This is a genomic window from Streptomyces sp. NPDC057697, from assembly GCF_042799335.1.
GTDB lineage: Bacteria > Actinomycetota > Actinomycetes > Streptomycetales > Streptomycetaceae > Streptomyces.
On the sequence record NZ_JBHVJA010000016.1, the window covers coordinates 32,983 to 49,783 of the forward strand.

The following is a 16,801-nucleotide window of genomic DNA, read 5'->3' on the forward strand; positions in this document are numbered from 1 at the left end:
CACGGTCTAAAGATCAAGTTAGCGGTCTGAGCCGGGCCATTCGTACACGGTCGATTCCACTGAGTCGTCCCGTACGCCCTTGAGGCGGACGTCTGTCGGCGGTTCGACTTCGAAACGGTGTACGGGGTCGTTCACTAGGCGGAGGGTCGGCCTGCCGGCGCCCTTCTCCAGGTGTGAGGCGATCACGAGCGTGTAGTTCTCGCCTTCGCTCCAGGCCCGTACGAACTCGGAACGTGTAAGCATCAGTTCGCCTGGCACCGCGCCCCCGTGGGCCTTGATCTCGTAGTAGCGCCCAGTCGAGTCGTACGCGTCGGCGCCCATACCTGACGCACCCCGCTGGTCGTCCAGCTCGACTCCTTGCTCTTGCAGAATCCGGCGAAGAGCCTGGATGACGAGCTCTTCCTTGTCATGGTCCGCGTAGCCAAGCGGTGAGGCCTGGCTGCGGGGCGGAGCCCCTCCGGGCCTGGGCTGGGGGAGTGGGGCCCCGTGTCGGCGGGGCGAGGGATTCGCCAGCCCTGACGTGCGGGCAGGGGCGTCGCCCGGTGTGGACGGCGCTCCCGTGCGGGTGATGCTGCCGGGCAGGGCGTCGAAGGCGGACGCGTCCACCAGAGAGCGTGCGGCCGGCGCGTGCTGTGGGCCGGATAGGGCGCCGGATCCGGGGTTTGTGGGCGAAGGTGCGGCGAACGAACCGCTGCGGGGCGGCGGGATGACGACGGCCGGGCCGATGCTGGCGCCCCGTTGAGCGGGCTGCTTCCCGTTCGGCATCGGCGGGGCGGAAGTCCGCTGTGCGCGTCGGCGCAGTTCTTCGGCGAGTCGCTGCCGTTCCTCGCGGCCTTGCTGCCTCGACGATGTGAGCTCGGTTCCGGACTTTGCTTCCACCAGGTGTTCCTCCCAGACGTCCCGCCAGCTGTGGCCCACGCGCGACCTTTCCTCCGCGAAGTGGGCGGCGATGGCCGTGCCCGCACCCGCCTTGGTGGCCAGAGCCGCGTTCGAGTTCAGGAACAGCGTGTTGCGGCCGCGGTTGATCTGCGCTTCGACGGGGAGCTCGATGGGTGCGTGGGTGTTTCCCGGATCGAGGCGGATCATCAGGCCGGGGAGAAGCCGGACTTCCAGGCCCGCCAGCCAGGTCCAGCCGGTGAAGGCCTCGGCCGTCTCGGGCTCGTCGCGTACCAGAAGGTCCTGGAGCGCGGCGACTCCCCGCCGGAACTCTTCCGTCAGGCTCGCGTCCGCCGACTCGTTCAGGATTGCGTCCCCAGCCTTGTCCACGCCTCCGGGCTCGTACGTGACCTGGGCGCCCGCGACGTCCAACGGTGTGATGTGCAGTGGACCGAACAGCGCCGTGAACTGCTGCACGTTCCCTCCCGGTTTCCATAGCGGCAGACGGCTTGTCAGAACCCGCTCGACCCCGGAGTCGGCCACGGCGAACACCGCTCGCCCCTTCCCCTTGACCCAGCCTGCCGTGGTCCACAGCGGCAGACTCCGCAGTCTGCTCTGCAGTCCGGGTGACATGGGTTTCTCGTCGGAGCGGATCACGTCCCGCAGGCGGCGCAGAGCCTCGAGCATGACCCTCTCGTGCTCGGCGTTGGGCGTCGCGCCGGTCCCGGAGATTTCCTTCAGCACGTCGATGAGGTCATCGAGTCCGGGTTCGGGGATGCCCAGTACCTGCCACAGGGGGTCGATGTCAGCCCCGGTCAGGGCGAAGGGACGGAACCCACGCAAGATCGCGGGTCCCTGGAAGCACTTGCCCGATTCCGTCCATCCCTGGTCGGTCAGGACGAGGTCCTCGTTGCGGAACTCGTTGCGGATCTGCTTCTCCACTGCCGTTTGAGCTGCATCTGCCGGACGGCGAGTCAGACGTCGGGCAAGGGACTGGTAGACCAGCAGCGCCTCCGCTCGCAGGCTGTCCGGCACGTCGGCATCGGTATCGGCCTCGTCGTGACGGTCCCGGAGTTCACGCAGCCGTTCCATAAGGCGCGGGACGTCGGGGTCGCCGGAGATACCGAGAGCGGTGAGGACTTCCGTGCGGGTGGCCAGGGCCTGGTGGATTGCGGGATGCAGGTATCCGGGGTCCTCGGGTCCGTACAGGGCCTCCGTGTCTGGTGTACGCAGGGTGAGTTCGGCCGGCCGCTTGAGTCGGCTGTGGCTGTCCTCCAGCCAAGCGGTCTCCCGGAGCTGCCATACCCAGATGGCCGCCGTCTCGCCCTTGAGGTTCCATTTGTAGTGGCCCCGGGCCATGGGGACGACGGCCTGGTCCGAGTTTGTCAGCAGTGCGGTGAGGGTGCGGAGCAGGGCGGCTGTGCGGCGTCGTCGCTCGTCCACGTTCTTCTCAGCCGCAATGTTCTTGACCACGGCGGCGATGTCGCTGCTGGTCAGGTCGTCCAGGGTGTGGTCGGCTCCCGTGCCCATCATCTGCTGCCGCCGGCCTGTGATGGACCACCTGCAGTACCGTGCGAGGCCGAGACGGGAATCTCCCGGGTAAGTCTTGGTGTCCGCCGGGCCCTCACGCACCGCAGCGAGCCGGGGCACATCCGCCACGCCCAGCAAACGCAGGAAGACCGTCCTGCTCAGGCCACCTGCCCGGGCGGCGGAGAGAAGCGATCGCGCGTAGGAGCGGCGCACCCAGATGAGACCGGGAGTTCTGCGCGCAGCGACCTCGAACCGGTCTCCGTCAGCGCTCTCCAACGCCTGCGGGAGGTAGGCGGCACCGGGCCTCACACGGCGGGACTGTTCGGTTCCGTCCTTGTCGTAGGTGAACCCGTTGAGGAGGATGGCCCTTCCGATGCCCGGACCGAGCGGGTCGCGCAGCTTCTTGGGCATGTCGCCGAGTGCCTGCTGCAAGGCGACGAGCCGGGCTGTCTCCGTCGCCTCGTCGCCGTCGGCAAGTCGTCCGCCAGCTTTTCCGATCCGGGAGACGATCTTCAGCACGGCTGCCGTGTCGTCGCGGCGCACCAGGCAGTCCCGCCGCCGCAGCCATGTGGTGACGGTCTTCGTCCAGGCGTTGTCCTCCGCGTAGGCGGGATGCAGGTCCAGAACGACGCCTAGCAGGTCCAAGGGGCCGGTAGTCCCGCCGGACGCGTCGGCGAACGTGCTCTCTGCGGGCTGCGGCCGAAGTCGCCGCCCGTCGGCGGTGGCTATGCACGTCCGGCTGGCCAGCTCATGATCGAGGCCCGCTTCGATGGCGACCGCGGCGAGCCGTACGAGCCGCGCGATGTCCTGCCACTCGTCATTGGAGAACAGGCTGAGCGCGTCCATTACCCGCACCTCCGGGCGCAGATTTGCGGCACCCTCCGCACGCCAGTCCGAGAGGGCCTCCCGCCAGCGGCCGGAGCTGTCGCGGACAGCGGCTGGCAAGGTGTACGGGGCTGTGCCCAGCCTGGCGATATCGGTGGCGGCGAGGACTTCAGACAGCGCAGCCTCCTCGACCGCGAACTCGGCCAACAGGGCGTCGGGGCCGTCTTCCTTGACGGGCAGGGCCAGTTCGGCGGCGAGTGACTGCCGTGCGCGGGTGAGTAGCGCGGTGCGGATGCGGTCCTGGAGCAGGTTTGCCGGCGCGGAGCCTGATGGGAGGGGAAGGGGAACGAGGTGCCACGCTGTGTGATCCACCCTCTCCAGGACGTCGCGTACGGCGGCTGCCCACAGGTCGGCGATCACGGGGACGAGCTGAGTGTTGAGGAGGCTGCTGGCGAAACCCTCGCGACTGGCGACGGGGTCGAACTGGGTGTGGACGCGGGCCGCCATGTCTAGCGGGGCGACGGGCAGGCCGGCGTGGACGCTGCCGTGCGCCCCATGCTCCAGGGGCAGTGCGACGCCCACGGGCACGAGCGGGCCCAGTGCCTTGTGGCTCCGTTCCCAGTCAGGGTGCGGTTCCACCTGGGCCGTGTACACACGCCACAGTGCTCCGTCGGTCGCCCGGGCGTGCTGCACACTCACCTGGTGTTCGACGCCCTCGATCAGCAGCCGACGCTCTGTCACGTCCGCCCAGGCCAGGGACAGTACGGTGCTGTGCTCCCCCGCCGTCACCTTGAGGCTGCGGAGGTGGCGCAGGAAGAGTAGGGAAGCGTCGTTCCAGTCGTCGAACCATGCAAGGAGTTGGGCCGCGGTCAGCGTGCCGGGCGCCAGCGTGATGCGGAAGACGGTCCACTCGGGTCCGGAGATCTCGGTGGGAAGTTCCGGTGGTGCTGCGGGTTCGAGGCTGGTACCGGAGAAGCGCATGTGGAAGGGGTGGCAGTGCACCTCCCAGACCGCGGTGAGCGCCCTGAGCGTGGACAGTCCGATGCCGAACCGGCCGGTGGTTTCGGCGTCGGCCGTCTTGCCACTGAGCCAGGGCATGCCGAGTGGGAGGACATCGGCCAGGTGCAGGCCGGCTCCGTCGTGGGCGACCAGAAGATAGTCGGACCGCAGCAGGATGCGCAGCTGTTCGGCACCCGCGTCGTCGGAGTTCTGGACGAACTCGGACAGGACCTGAAGTCGGTCTGTCGAAAGTGTTTTGGCGCCGTGCAACGCGCCTTCGGCCATCTTGCGATGGACCCCGCGGCCGCTGCGCAACCCCTGATCGAAAAGCCGGACAGCGCGTGCGGCTTCGTCGGGGGTCGGCACTTCCACTTCGACAGATGCGTCCGGATCTTCCAGAAGCGTGTGTACCGCAGCCGCGAGAGCGTCCACGTCCGTACCCCTCCCCTTTTGGTGCCTTTTGATGTCGACTAGCCTGGGGGTCCGGGATGGTTCCCGATGATCGGGCTGACGTGATCCAGCCATGTGCGTGAGGTGCCGCGGCGTACGGCGCAGTTCGGTCGGACGACGCTTGTGCTACGGGTGCGGGCACCGGAGCGGATGACACCGAGCTCCGGCAAGGTGCCGAACGCGGCGGAAACTGATTCCGATCGCCCTTCGACTGTCAGACCGGCCTGGTATAGCGCCTCGGCTGGTCGGATCGCTGTGCCGTGGGGCCCGCCCGACTTTGTACGGTCAGGAACGATCAGCGCGGGCAGAGCGGTCCCGCATGGCATGAGGACGGACGGCGACGAACGTTACGACTCCTAGCCAGCTCTCCGGCGAGGACGACGAGCTGATAACGCGAGGGAAGTGCCACGGTCGACTTATGCGGGCTGCACCTGCTTGAGCCGCCGTGTGCCTCCGCAAGGTGATGACGACGGCACGGGCTCGGTGCGCGTCGCCATCCGGTTAGTCTGGGGTTGTCTTAAAGGAGGTTGGTGGAGTCGAGGGTCAGCAACTTTGGTGACACCCTCCACTGGATCAGGAGAGCCGGTCATGCAGATCACGACGGTGTGCCATGCCGCCTGCGGATTCTCCCGAGGAGTGCTGGAGCACCAAGTTCATAGCCTTAACGAGTTCGTCGACGCCGATGATTGCGGCAATGCGCAGCTCGTGGACAAGCAATGTCGCAGAGGTCACGGCGACTAGGTCCGCGCTGACCTCCGTTGCCTCACCGTGCGAGGCGGGGCCGTTGGAGAAGACGGTGACATCTTCGTAGTTGGCCTTGATCCGCAGGCGGTAGCGGTAGTCAGCCATGGTCGCAGGGCGTATGCCACAAGTTACGGTGTCCCGCTCCGCCGAGGTCAGCCTGACACCCTTCGGCTCAGGCGCGGTCTTTCGGCCCGTCGCCGCCCGGGTCTCCTCGTTGAGGCGCCTTTGCTTCTTCTTGGCGCTGAGCTTTTCACGCCGTCTCTTGGCGAGGCGGTCCTCGACGACAACTGGTGGGTGGAGCGCAAGGCCTTGGCCGCGATGTCCCAGGCTTGTCCGCCCTGCCACGCTACCTACGGGTGCAGATCGAAATTTAGGGGGAACGCTTGGGACCGCCGAGGATCCCGCCCGCGTCAGCATGCCGGGTCCCCGGAGCCGCCGCCGCGAGAGTCCAAGGCGCGATCCGCAGACTGCGAGAGGTCCACAGATCCACGTAGCGCCGCTTCGTGGGCTCGTGCATCTGCGGACGCACGCCACCTTCGGCCACGATCAGGGCCTGGGCGGCCCCGTAGAGAACGTAGTAGGACTGAACAGCTCCCCAGCTGTTGGCGAGCCGGATAATCTCGGAGTCTCCGGCCAGTGCGTGCGTGTGCTCCAGTAGGCGAGCGGTCGCCCATGCGCGACGCAGGCATGCCAGCACCTGTTCCCGAATGCAGGAACGCGATGGCACATCAGCCCTGAAAAGGGCTGGTGCCGCAGAGTCATGAAGGCTGGCGACAGCGTCCTCTGCTCTGCTGTCGCCGAGCGTGAGTTAACGGAACGCGCGGATGTATGAGGCGTGGGTGCGGAAGCTGCGGGTCTGCTCGCTGTCGACCGGCGGTGGAGGAAAAAAACGATACGGGCCACGCCTCAGTATCGCCTGCCTGGTGGCTTACCGCTGGCGATTCTGATCCGGGGAGCGCGCCTATGCCCGGCAGAGGCGACCCGACCAACCGGTCTCGCGCATCGGTATGCCGCGGGTGCCCGGCTCTTCCCGGGCACAGCCGTCAGAGGCCCCTTGGAGGCACTCAGTCTATGAACTATCTCCGATGGTAGAAGCAGATGTGCAGCTGCCGTCGGTCGTGCCTCACAACCAGTTCGACACTCGGACCCCCCTCCAGCAAATCTTCTGCTGGACGCCGGAGCAGTGGGAGCCGTAATGCGGAGGGGTGATGCCGACAAGTGTGACGTATGCACGCTGGCGAATGGGACGGCATCGTGATCTCATGCCGCCCCATTACCTGTGCCGGTACGGCTCCATCGGGGAAGAAGGCCCGGTGTCTCTGATGACGGTGTGCCATCTGGGTCCAGACTATCGGCCAAAGCGCACGGAAGAAACGTCTAGAGTCGTGCGCGACTACGGAAAATGCTCCCCAGAGAGAACGGAGACCGATGTCGGCAGCTTGCCGAGCCAAGGTTTCGGCGCTAAGACTTGTCCCGTAAGTGATGGTCGAGGCAGGTGGGTCATGACTGGCCCGGAGTCGGCTGCGGCGAAGGTCCAGTGGCAGGATGGCGGCTTCGACCATCTTGAGAGGCCATCCTCGTGCCGACGCCTGCCGACTACCTCGCACTGGCACGTGCCGAGAGAGACAGCTTTGTCCTGCAGCGTCTCGCGAGATGTCCGTACCCTTTTGTCTGGCAAGCCCTGGCCACCAATCCCCACACGCCGCCCGAAGCCCTCCGGGAACTGAGCGCGGCCCGCGACAGCGTCTGGAACGACAACAAGCTTCTTCGCCTGCTCGCAGGCCATCCCAGTGCGAACCCTGTCGTTCTTCGAGCTGTCCTCGAAGCCGTTGCAGCGAAGCTCGATGAGGGCGAGCGGCCCTACGCCGCCGTACTCGCTCTCGCCGACCGGCTGGAGCTTGAGGTGGATGAGGTAAGGAGGCTCGGAACCCTTCGTGGTGCCTCTGCTCGTCTACGCCATCTGCTTGACCTGCGGCTGAGCATCCGCATCTGAGGCGCCCCCTCTGGTCACGGGTGAGATGATCTTGTTGTGGCTGGTGTGATCACGGCGTCCGAGCCATCCTGGATAGCCCCGTTCACCGGGCTGAGCCCGCGTTCGTTCGGCAAGCTGGTGAACGCTCTGCGCCGTGAGGGTGCAGATCCGGTCCGCAAGGGCCGCCCGTGGTCTCTTCCCCTGAAGGACCGGGTGCTGCTCGTGGCGGCCTACTGGCGCACGAACTTGACGATGCACCAACTCGCACCGCTCTTCGGCATTTCGAAGTCCGCGGCCGACCGCATCATCGACCACCTCGGCCCGTCACTCGCGCTGCAGCCCCGCAAGCGGTTCGCCAAGGACACCGTGCTCATTGTGGACGGCACCCTGGTGCCCACCCGCGACCACACCATCGCCGAGCAGTCCAAGAACTACCGATACTCCACCAACCACCAGGTCGTCATCGACGCCGACACCCGGCTCGTCGTGGTGGTCGGCCGGCCCCTGCCAGGCAACCGCAACGACTGCAAGGCATGGGAGGAGTCCGGCGCGAAGGCCACCGTCGGCAAGACCATGACCATCGCCGACGGCGGCTATCCGGGCACAGGACTCGTGATGCCCCACCGCCGCCGCAAAGGCGAAGAACTGCCCGCCTGGAAACAGGCCCACAACACGTCCCACAAACAGGTCCGCGCCCGTGTCGAGCACGTCTTCGCCCGCATGAAGACCTGGAAGATCCTCCGCGACTGCCGCCTCAAAGGCGCCGGAGTCACCACGCCATGCTCGGCATCGCCCGCCTCCACAACCTCAACCTCGCCGGATAGGCGAGCAGCCAGACTGGCCAACAATCACGTCCACACCCAACCGGAGATCATTTACGGGACAGACCTTAGCCAATGACTCGCGAATCTGCTGCGAATGGTTGGTCATGGTTGTCGGCATGAAGTATTTGGACTGCCAGACGGTGACGGCGCCTTCGAGGTTGCCAGCGAAAGCATCGATTCCTCAGTCACCCGGATTGGCGGCGATCATCCGGACATTCGGATTGGTTGCGCTGGCGAGCTGCGCAAGCATCTTATCGAAATCGGCGCGCGCCGTCCGTGCTGCCGGTTCGGATTTCGTGCACTCCGAAATGTATGGGCGGAATGCCGGCCGCCACGCTAAGGGAACGCTCCAACCCGGCTACCTCCACGTCGACTAGGCAGCCCGAACTTTCCGCTCGGCAGGCTGTTCCCCATGTGCCACGCACAGCGAGGGCCGTCAGCATACGTATCACAGAATCCATCGATCAAGGAGACCCTTCCCAACTGAAGGCGGAGCCGCTGACAGGTCACCACGTTTTGCTAGGAACGCCCCATCACTGGAATGTTCCGAAGCTGGTGGCACCGGCTTGTCGATGTTGGCTGGCTACACGAGGCGCACAGAGGTGCGCGCTACGGGTGCTGGCCCAGTGAGCCGACTCGGAGCGGTCGCGGTTGCCGCCCGTGGATCTGGTACTCAGGGGCTGCTCCCGCCAGCTTGCGGCGCCGGTGAGCTGGGAGTTGTTCAGCGGCGGTAGGTGCGGATGGGGTGCGTGGTGTGGCGTTGAGGAAGGGCTCGAACCAGGCCGGGGCGCGCAGTCGTCGATGCCGAGGTGCCAGTTGATGTCTCCGTCGGCGAACTCGGGGAGTGAAGCATCATGATGTCGCCTATTTGAAGAGGAACCTTCCCGTTTTGACGCATCCGCACCAGCACGATGGTGTGCATCGCCAGGTTGGCCTGGCGGTCGGGGTGTACTGCTCCCGGACAGTTGCATTGGCGTCTGGAAGCGCCCGTGGGGCCCCGACCTGAGTAGCCCGGCTCCACGGATAGCGAGGACCCCGACGGCTGAGGCTTCTGACATCTGGCCGTTGCCGGTGTTAGTAATAGCTCGCCGAGTTCCGCGCCGGTCACAACCCTCTAATTCTCATGCTGCTCACCCTCCGATCCGCTGCGGACCACTCTGCCCATCCTCAAGGAAGCGGGGAAGCGTGACTTTGATATTGAGGAAGAACTCTGGACGGTTCGCCGGATTTTTGCCTGCGGCAGCTGAGAGCGTCGCGGCGCTAGTACCTCCCAGCCACATGCCTACCGTCAGGTCGGTCAGGTAGTGCTCCAGGCTCAGGGCGGTATGACGTACATCGCTGTGGCCGACGGTGAACAGGGAATCGCGCCCGGAGCGGGCAGCACCAATAGCAGCCAGAAACTTAGCCGGCACGACGTAGACATTGCCGCTGCTGGGAATGAGCCAGTATGTCGCCGTCGAACTGACCTCTAGCAGGGTGTCGAGCTGCAGGCGGTTGATCTTCCAGGAGTCACCAGCTGAGGCGCTGGGAATAAGGGCGTTGGCCTTCTTTACCTGGACCAGGTCACCGATCCTCGTGGTCAGCCGACCGGGGACCGTGACCTCGAGGACGATACCGATGTCCGCGCCGGTCGCCTTCTCCGCGTTCTTCGTCTCCTGCCGACTCGCCAGCGCTACCTCTGGAGAATCCGGATCCGTCCACTGCCCTGCCCTCGATCCGGCGGCGAACCGTTGCCCGAGCTTCTCCAGCAGGCGGGCAGTCAGCGATTCTTCGTCCTGCGCACCAGACCGGGACACAAAGCCCATGAAGTCCTTGACCGCGCCCGCTACCGCTCCGCGCATCAGATCCTCCAGGCCGGCGCCGGCGAGCCACGTCGACGACGGAGCGTCGAGGGGTCTCGGGAAGACACGACGTCGAGCGTCCATGGAGCCGCCCAGAGCGTCGATCAGTTTCTGCTCGATGGGGCCACTGCCGTCGGCGATGGCCTGGATTCCCTCGGCTCGGCGCCGGACTTCCGGTACCACGCTTAGCGTGGCCGCCTTGACAGCCGCTCGCACTGACCGGCGCTGTTCGGCTAGGGCAAGTGTGAGGTAGATATCGAGACCGTCCATGTGGCGGGCAAGGGCGAACAGCCACGGGAGTGACCTGGCCCACAGCGTGGGGCGGCGACTCGCGGATTTTTCCACTCTGGCTCGGAGTCCCGCAGCCTCCACGGGAAAGCGCTCCATGCTGAACAGCGTCAGGTTGCGCCACAGATCCACCAGTGCGCGTTCGGCGTGCGGTGCCAGCCGCCTCGTCACCTCGCCGGCCCGGCCGTCTACGAGATCCTGGTTGAGGTCGATCAGGCCCGCAGCGACGCCGACGGCTATCGCAGCCGGTACCGGCATGGCCTCGGCGACCCGAGCGGGGCTCTTGAGGCGAGCCATCCACTCCACCAGGCCCGGGGGCGACGGGTACATGTGACCAGCTGTGACCCAGCTATCGATCGTCAACCGCAACAGATGCTGCTCGACCAAGGAGCCATGCTCGTCCACCAGTCCTTCAAGGCCGCGTGCCGTCGCGAATTCGCCGGCCATAGGAGGACGAGTGCGCAACGCGTCCAGACAGCATCGGGGGCAGTTGGGGTCCTGCTCGTGGTAGTAGTAATCGTCACGATGGGAGATGTGGTCCACCGGCTGACTATATGCGGCGCGGTCAACATCCCGCCGTGATATCGAATACCCCTCCCTGCGGCCGATTGGGGAGAGTATCTGCCTACGGCCCGCAGAGTATGCGCTACCCTACGGGCAGGAACGGAGCCTGGGACGGTACCTGGGCCACCCCCGGTCATCTCGAGGTACGGAGCGTCGGAACGCGCCCTCGCCACCACCTCCTTCCCGCTTCCTGCGCACCTGTTCTGTCCGGCCGTCTTGTGCCGGACAGCCGAAAGGCGTTTCCTTGACCATCTACTCTCAGCATGCCACTCGTGGAAAGACTCAGATCCTGGCGACCTACCAAGGTCCGGACAGCGTCGTGTCCAAGACCGTGACAAGTCTTGCCGAGCCTCACCTTGCGGGTCCGGTCGTCGATGCCCTCAATCGAATCTCCGCCTTCGCTACTGTCCCTGTCAGCATCCATGACCGCCGGGAACGGCGTGTGGGCTACTACCCGCGCACGCACCTCGCCGCCCTGACCGATCCTGCCGCCCGCCCCAACCTTCTCGGCGGCGCCCACAGTCTCTGGTACGAGTACGTCTGCCTGCGGCTTCACCGGGCGCTCGCCGACCTGGAAAGTGCCGTGGCAGCTCTCCCCGACACGGTTAGCAGGGCGATCCGATCCGAACTGGATGAAGAGAAGCACGGGTTGCAGACAGGACTCGTAGAGTTCTCGGGAGCTTCCACCGAGGATGAGCCGGAGACCGAGCGCTGCTGGGAGTTCGGGCACCCCTTCGTGAAGTACGACGACGGGCTGGACACGCTGAGCGATGAGACGCGCGAGCAGCTCGACCGACGCGAGTCGGGATTCACCTCGGAGGAACGGGAGAAGGCGATCGCTGCCCTCCGGGTGCTGGTTACCGCGCACGCCCAGGGCGGCGACGTGGGGGCTTCACTCGACGACCCCAGCTGTCGCCTCTTCGTGGAGCCGTACGACTCCGACGGCTTCTACCTGACGATCGAAGCGCCGGAGCCAGGCGACGACGAGACTTCGTGGGAGATCGAGGTCGGCCGATGGGTGCCGGACGATCCCGAGGAGGAGCCCGGGAACCACACCAGCGCGACAGGCCACGACATGGTCGGCTGTGCCCTTCCGGTCGCGCCGACCGCCGAGGAGATCGCTCATCTGCTGAAGTCCGTGGACGAGAAGCCGCTGCTGCTCGCCGAGTGGGCTGAGTCGCGCGTGGGAGCGGTCCTCGCAGGGACGGCGATGGTGGTGACCGAACGCTACGTCTCGTGATCGAGTCGGCAAAGAAGGCGTGATGCTGACGTGGTGGGGACTGGGCACGGCTCGCCACACATGCCGAGTGGATGCTTCAGCCGTGCGTTGGGATCCGGATAGGCTGGGGGTTGCCTTAACGGAGTTTGGTGGACACGAACAAGGACAACCCTCGTCGGCAGGTGCGGTTGTCGTTCCTCGGGTGACGAGGACGCCGGCGGCAGGACCGAAGTCCGACCGGACCGAACGCGCCTGGTGACCAAAGAGAAACCGCCGTGCCCTGGCCGAGGCCCGAGGGTCCGTCGAACGCGGCGTCGCCCGTCCGAAGACCTGCGTGTCTTTCGCCCGGCGCACTGCCGCCCGAATCGAATGACGTCCATGTGTCGAGCAATCCTCGCCCTGGAGCGGTACCGCCCAAAGGACCGGGTGCGGCGGTCCGTTCCGGGCCATTCATATTGCGTCAGTCGTTGTTCTACGTTCTAGTGAAGACGGGCTGAATTCCCGTGATGGCAGACCTGTCCAACGCGCTCGATTCCACGGCCGACCTCCGGGGTGGAAATCCAGATACGGTGGTTCACCCGTGCCGGACCAGCAGGGTGAGACCACTCGAATAGTGGCCTAGACCATCTGTGGGTGTCAAGCCTCTACCTGGGGTCATGTACCCGAACAGGCCATGTCCGGTAGGCAAGTTGATGCTCGCGCTCGGCGCCCGAGCAGTGGTTGACAGTGGCGGTGCGTGCACGCCACGATGCGTCGCATTGCTCCACGAATTCGCTTTGCCTTGCTGGTCGAACCGAGGAGAGAGATGTCCCCCAGGACGAGCCGTAAGCTCACCGCCAAAGAATTTGCGGACATCAAGCACACGGTTGCGATTCGCTCCGAATCCCGGGCGGGGTTACGCGTCGACCGTGCCTACGCGGCAGACATACCGCGTGAGGTGAGCCTGCAGCTCACCTACAAGTGCAACCTTCGCTGCACGCACTGCTATCAGTGGAATGAGCAGGGGTTCTTTCGGGATTGGGGAATCGACAAGCAGCGGCAGGAACTCGACCCGAAACTGATCGAGAACATACTGCAGGAGACATCGGGGGTGCCCGGACGTCTGTACATCTGGGGCGGCGAGCCCTTGATGCACAGTCGCTTCGACGAGGTGTCGCGCCTGATCGAACGCTATCCGCGCACCGTGACCATGTGCACCAACGGTCTGCTCTTCCAACGCCACATGGATGATCTGCTGCGCATGGGCGAGCATCTCAATCTTCTCGTGAGCCTGGACGGGCTGGACTCCGACCACGACGAACTGCGCGGTCGCGGCACGTTCAAACGGACGATGAAGAACATGGAAGCCATGCTCGACCTGCAGCGGAAAGGCGAGTACCGCGGCCAGGTATCGGTCGGATGCATGGTTTCTCATGTCACCGTGCATCGAATGTACGAGTTCATGGAATGGGCGGAGGAGACCGGAGTCAACACCGTCTACTTCCAGTTCCCCTGGTACATCAGCCCGCAGGTCGCCGGAGCGATGGACGAGGTCTACCGCGAGCACTTCGCCTGGCTGGAGCCCGATACCGGTACGGCCCGGCCCACCTGGCACTCCTACACGTACCGGCTGCCCGAGGAACTGCTGCCGGTGCTGCGGGAGTCCATGGCGCGACTGGCCTCGCGGACCTGGGCGCCTCGCATCCGCTACCAGCCGGAGCTGGCGGACGGCGAGGTCGAGTCGTTCATCCTCGGCACCTCGCAGCCGGCCCAGCGGCGCACCCGCTGTCTGGCCGTCACCAATCGCATGGAGGTGCATGCGGACGGAAATGTGAGTTCGTGCAAATTCTTCCCGGAGTTCGTCGTCGGAAATCTGTACGAGACGCCGACGCTGCAACTGTGGCAGAGTGAACGGTTCCGCCGTGTCCGGACGATCCTGGCGGAGACGGGAATGATGCCGGTCTGCTCGAAGTGCATTCTTCTCTACATGAACGGGGTGTGAACGGTGCAGGAGATGACCGACACCGAGACGCGCGTGATGAAGGTGCTGACCAACGTGCTCGGCCGCAGACTTGAGCCCGTTCAGATATCGCCCGACGTCGACATGGTGGCTGTGCTCGGTCTGGATTCGCTGGAGGCCATCGAATTTCTTTTGCAGATCGAGGATGAATTCGACATCGAGCTGGACTTCGAGAACCTGAGCCTGCAGCACCTCAATTCGGTCCGTACGTTCAGCGCGGAAGTCATCGCACGCCGGGAACCCTCCCGGTGACGGTCGGAACCGGCCCGCTGCGGCCCCGGGGTACCGCTCGCTTCGGTACCTTCGACGCGGAGCGGCTCTGGCGCCCCGCCTCCCTCACCCGGTTACCGAGCCTGGTGGGCGCCGAGGCCCGCACGGTGATCTCCGGCCTGGACGAGACGCTTGCCGCGGCCTGCCGGCCGGACGACCTGTTGGTCACCCGCGGCCCCCTGGCCCAAGCCCAGCTCGAAGCCCTCGGTGCGGCAGGCATCACCTTCCGGTCCGTCCCGGCCGCACCAGCCGCGACAGGCGACGCCGACGCCGCTGTGGAAGAGGCGATCGCCGATGATCCCGCACTGTGCCGTGCCGTGGCCACGGCCGCGGACATCCAGCCGTACGCGGTGCTTCCTGCGACCCAACAGCTGCTGCGGCAACATCCCGACAGGGAAGGTGAGTTGCCGCACCCCTCTGTGGTTCGGCAGGTCAACGGCAAGGCCTGGTCATCGGAGTTGGCAGCCGCCCTCGAACTGCCCGGGGCGGGCACCGTGGTCCGATCCGCCGATGAACTGGCCGCCGCCGTACAGCGGTTGCAAGGCACGGTCCTGGTGAAGGACCCCTACGGGGTGGCCGGTCGCGGCACTGTCGAGGTCACCGGGCCGGGAGCGCTGCGCCGACTGGTGCGCAGACTACAGGCCCAGGAGGACGAGGGCCTGCGCACCGAGCTGGTGGTCCAGCCCCGCTACGAGCGGGCCCAGGACTTCTCCGCCCATCTGGAGATGCGCCGTGACGGCACCTGGTCCCTGCGCGGCCTGCAAGGCATGACCAACGGCGGCTACCGGCACGCGGTCTCCCACCCGGTGCCGCCGGACCTGCCGGCCGAACTCGACCGGCGTGGCTATCCGGACGTCCTGGAGCAGGTGGCCCGCGCCCTGGCGGCGGCGGGCTACTTCGGCCCTGTCGGAATCGACTCCATGCTCCTGGCCGACGGCGGCTGGCTGCCCGTCCTGGAGATCAACGCCCGGATGTCGATGGGGTTGTTGACGCTGGAGCTCGACGAACGCGTCCGGGCATACGGCCTGCGGGCGCATCTGTGGCAACAGGACATGTTTGTGGAGCACGGAACCGACGTGACATCACTGCTGTCCGCACTGCGTGCAGCGGGACTGCTGTACGGCGGCGGCGCACGGCCCGGGGTCCTGCCACTGTCAGGCGGCAGTCTGTGCACTCCGCGCGGCCGGCTCGTCTGCGCCGCGTTCTGCGCACCGGGCGACTTCCCGGCGCTGCGCGCCCGCACCGAGAAGTGCGCGACGACCGCCGGGATCAGCGTGACACGCACAAAGGTGCCCACAGGATGATCGCCGTCCTCACCTCCGGGGTGGCGCTCGGTGCCCATGTTCCAGGTCTGCGCCTTGCCCAGCGGCTACGGGAGCACGGCGCCGATGTCATGGTCGACGTACTGGAACGCTGGCTGCCCGGCGACCGGCTGGCGGCCGTGGTGGAGTCCCGCCGGTGCTTCCAGCGGGATCTGCGCTTCGCGGTGGCCGCGCAGGGCCTGGCGACCGACCCGGTGGACGACTTCACGCCACAGGCCGTGGGAGCGCTGGAGAAGCACTGGGAGGAGCAGGGCGTACAGACCTTCGTGGTCTTCTCCGGCTTCTGGCTGCGCCTCCTCGACGGCTACCTCGGCCGTCGGCCGACGCGCACCTTGGCCTGCCATGTCGACGCCGTGGTCTCACCGTCGTACCGCCGTGCGGGCCGCTACGCACCTGAGACCGAGCACGTGTGGCTGGCCCGCGAGGACGGCACCCTGCCCTGGACCATCCCCGTCGACCCGCGCCCGCCGATCCCCTGGTCCGCGCGCGAGGGGCGGCTGCTGGTGCACGGCGGCGGCTGGGCCATCGGCAGCTACCGGGACCGGGCGCGGGAGCTGGCGGAGGCCGGTCTGCCGCTCGATCTGATCGTGCCGGAGGCGCCCGCGGCCGTCGACTGGGCCCGTTGCTTCACTCTCGACCCCGACTGGCATCCCTGGCACGACGACGGTCTGCCACCGCTACTCAAAGTCCTCGCGGATCCCACGGGTCCCGCGGGCCCTACGGATCCCACGGATCCCACGGATCCCGCTGTTTCCGAAAGACAGGGGCGGCAACTGCCGTACGAGCTGGCCCGGTCGGCGAGTGCCATCGTCAGCAAGCCGGGCGGCGGCACCTTGCTCGACAGCCTCTGGACGGCCACCCCGCTGATCCTGTTGGAGCCGGCGGGCAGCCACGAGGCCGCCAACGGACGGCTGTGGCAGCAACTCGGCTTCGCCCTGTCCTACGACGACTGGAAGGCCGACGGCTTCGCCCCCGAACGCCTGGAGCCCCTGCACCGGGCGCTGCTCGGCGCCGCCGCCCGGCCGCGAAATCTGCTCGACGGCCTGCTGACCCCGCGAATCTGAGGCGAAGGTGGAAC

General features: G+C 66.4%; 9 protein-coding genes and 1 pseudogene. 7 read left to right on the top strand and 3 right to left on the bottom strand.

All coding sequences use genetic code 11. The annotated features are described in order from the left end of the window. Window positions 1–18: 18 nt before the first annotated feature. Window positions 19–4,662 (bottom strand): sacsin N-terminal ATP-binding-like domain-containing protein, encoded by a 4,644-nt coding sequence (locus tag ACFVFH_RS31325; protein ID WP_383774909.1) that lies wholly within the window; start codon window positions 4,660–4,662, stop codon window positions 19–21. Between the two features lie 591 nt (window positions 4,663–5,253). Further along, complete coding sequence (locus ACFVFH_RS31330) at window positions 5,254–5,529, bottom strand: hypothetical protein (RefSeq protein WP_383774912.1); 276 nt, start codon at window positions 5,527–5,529, stop codon at window positions 5,254–5,256. A gap of 1,474 nt (window positions 5,530–7,003) precedes the next feature. Here ACFVFH_RS31330 and ACFVFH_RS31335 point away from each other — a divergent pair. Beyond that, the gene (locus ACFVFH_RS31335) at window positions 7,004–7,417 is read left to right on the top strand and encodes a hypothetical protein (protein ID WP_383774914.1); all 414 of its coding nucleotides are present in this window, start codon (window positions 7,004–7,006) and stop codon (window positions 7,415–7,417) included. Window positions 7,418–7,453: 36 nt separating this feature from the next. Continuing rightward, window positions 7,454–8,220: pseudogene (locus ACFVFH_RS31340) on the top strand (transposase). 1,130 nt (window positions 8,221–9,350) lie between these two features. Here the strand turns inward: ACFVFH_RS31340 and ACFVFH_RS31345 are convergent. Then, entirely contained in the window at window positions 9,351–10,892 is a 1,542-nt protein-coding gene (locus ACFVFH_RS31345; protein WP_383774916.1) for a hypothetical protein, read from the bottom strand. Window positions 10,893–11,232: 340 nt separating this feature from the next. On the opposite strand from ACFVFH_RS31345, the gene ACFVFH_RS31350 reads away from it, so the two are divergent. The 5 genes from ACFVFH_RS31350 (at window position 11,233) to ACFVFH_RS31370 (ending at window position 16,787) form a co-directional block, all read left to right on the top strand. Then, complete coding sequence (locus tag ACFVFH_RS31350) at window positions 11,233–12,153, top strand: hypothetical protein (protein WP_383774918.1); 921 nt, start codon at window positions 11,233–11,235, stop codon at window positions 12,151–12,153. A 715-nt stretch (window positions 12,154–12,868) separates the two neighbouring features. Continuing rightward, a complete protein-coding gene (locus ACFVFH_RS31355) occupies window positions 12,869–14,113 on the top strand; it encodes a radical SAM protein (protein WP_383774920.1) in 1,245 nt (414 codons plus the stop codon). Window positions 14,114–14,125: 12 nt separating this feature from the next. After that, a complete protein-coding gene (locus ACFVFH_RS31360; protein ID WP_383774923.1) occupies window positions 14,126–14,383 on the top strand; it encodes an acyl carrier protein in 258 nt (85 codons plus the stop codon). Further along, the gene (locus ACFVFH_RS31365) at window positions 14,380–15,705 is read left to right on the top strand and encodes a hypothetical protein (RefSeq protein WP_383774925.1); all 1,326 of its coding nucleotides are present in this window, start codon (window positions 14,380–14,382) and stop codon (window positions 15,703–15,705) included. Before ACFVFH_RS31360 ends, ACFVFH_RS31365 begins: the two co-directional genes overlap by 4 nt. Beyond that, entirely contained in the window at window positions 15,702–16,787 is a 1,086-nt protein-coding gene (locus ACFVFH_RS31370) for a hypothetical protein (RefSeq protein ID WP_383774927.1), read from the top strand. The genes ACFVFH_RS31365 and ACFVFH_RS31370 overlap by 4 nt, the downstream gene beginning before the upstream one ends. Window positions 16,788–16,801: the final 14 nt, after the last annotated feature.

Bases quoted from the DNA above. Each gene is read 5' to 3' on its own strand.
- ACFVFH_RS31360 (WP_383774923.1), top strand. From the start codon at position 14,126: ATGACCGACACCGAGACGCGCGTGATGAAGGTGCTGACCAACGTGCTC.
- ACFVFH_RS31330 (WP_383774912.1), bottom strand. From the start codon at position 5,529: ATGGCTGACTACCGCTACCGCCTGCGGATCAAGGCCAACTACGAAGAT.
- ACFVFH_RS31370 (WP_383774927.1), top strand. From the start codon at position 15,702: ATGATCGCCGTCCTCACCTCCGGGGTGGCGCTCGGTGCCCATGTTCCA.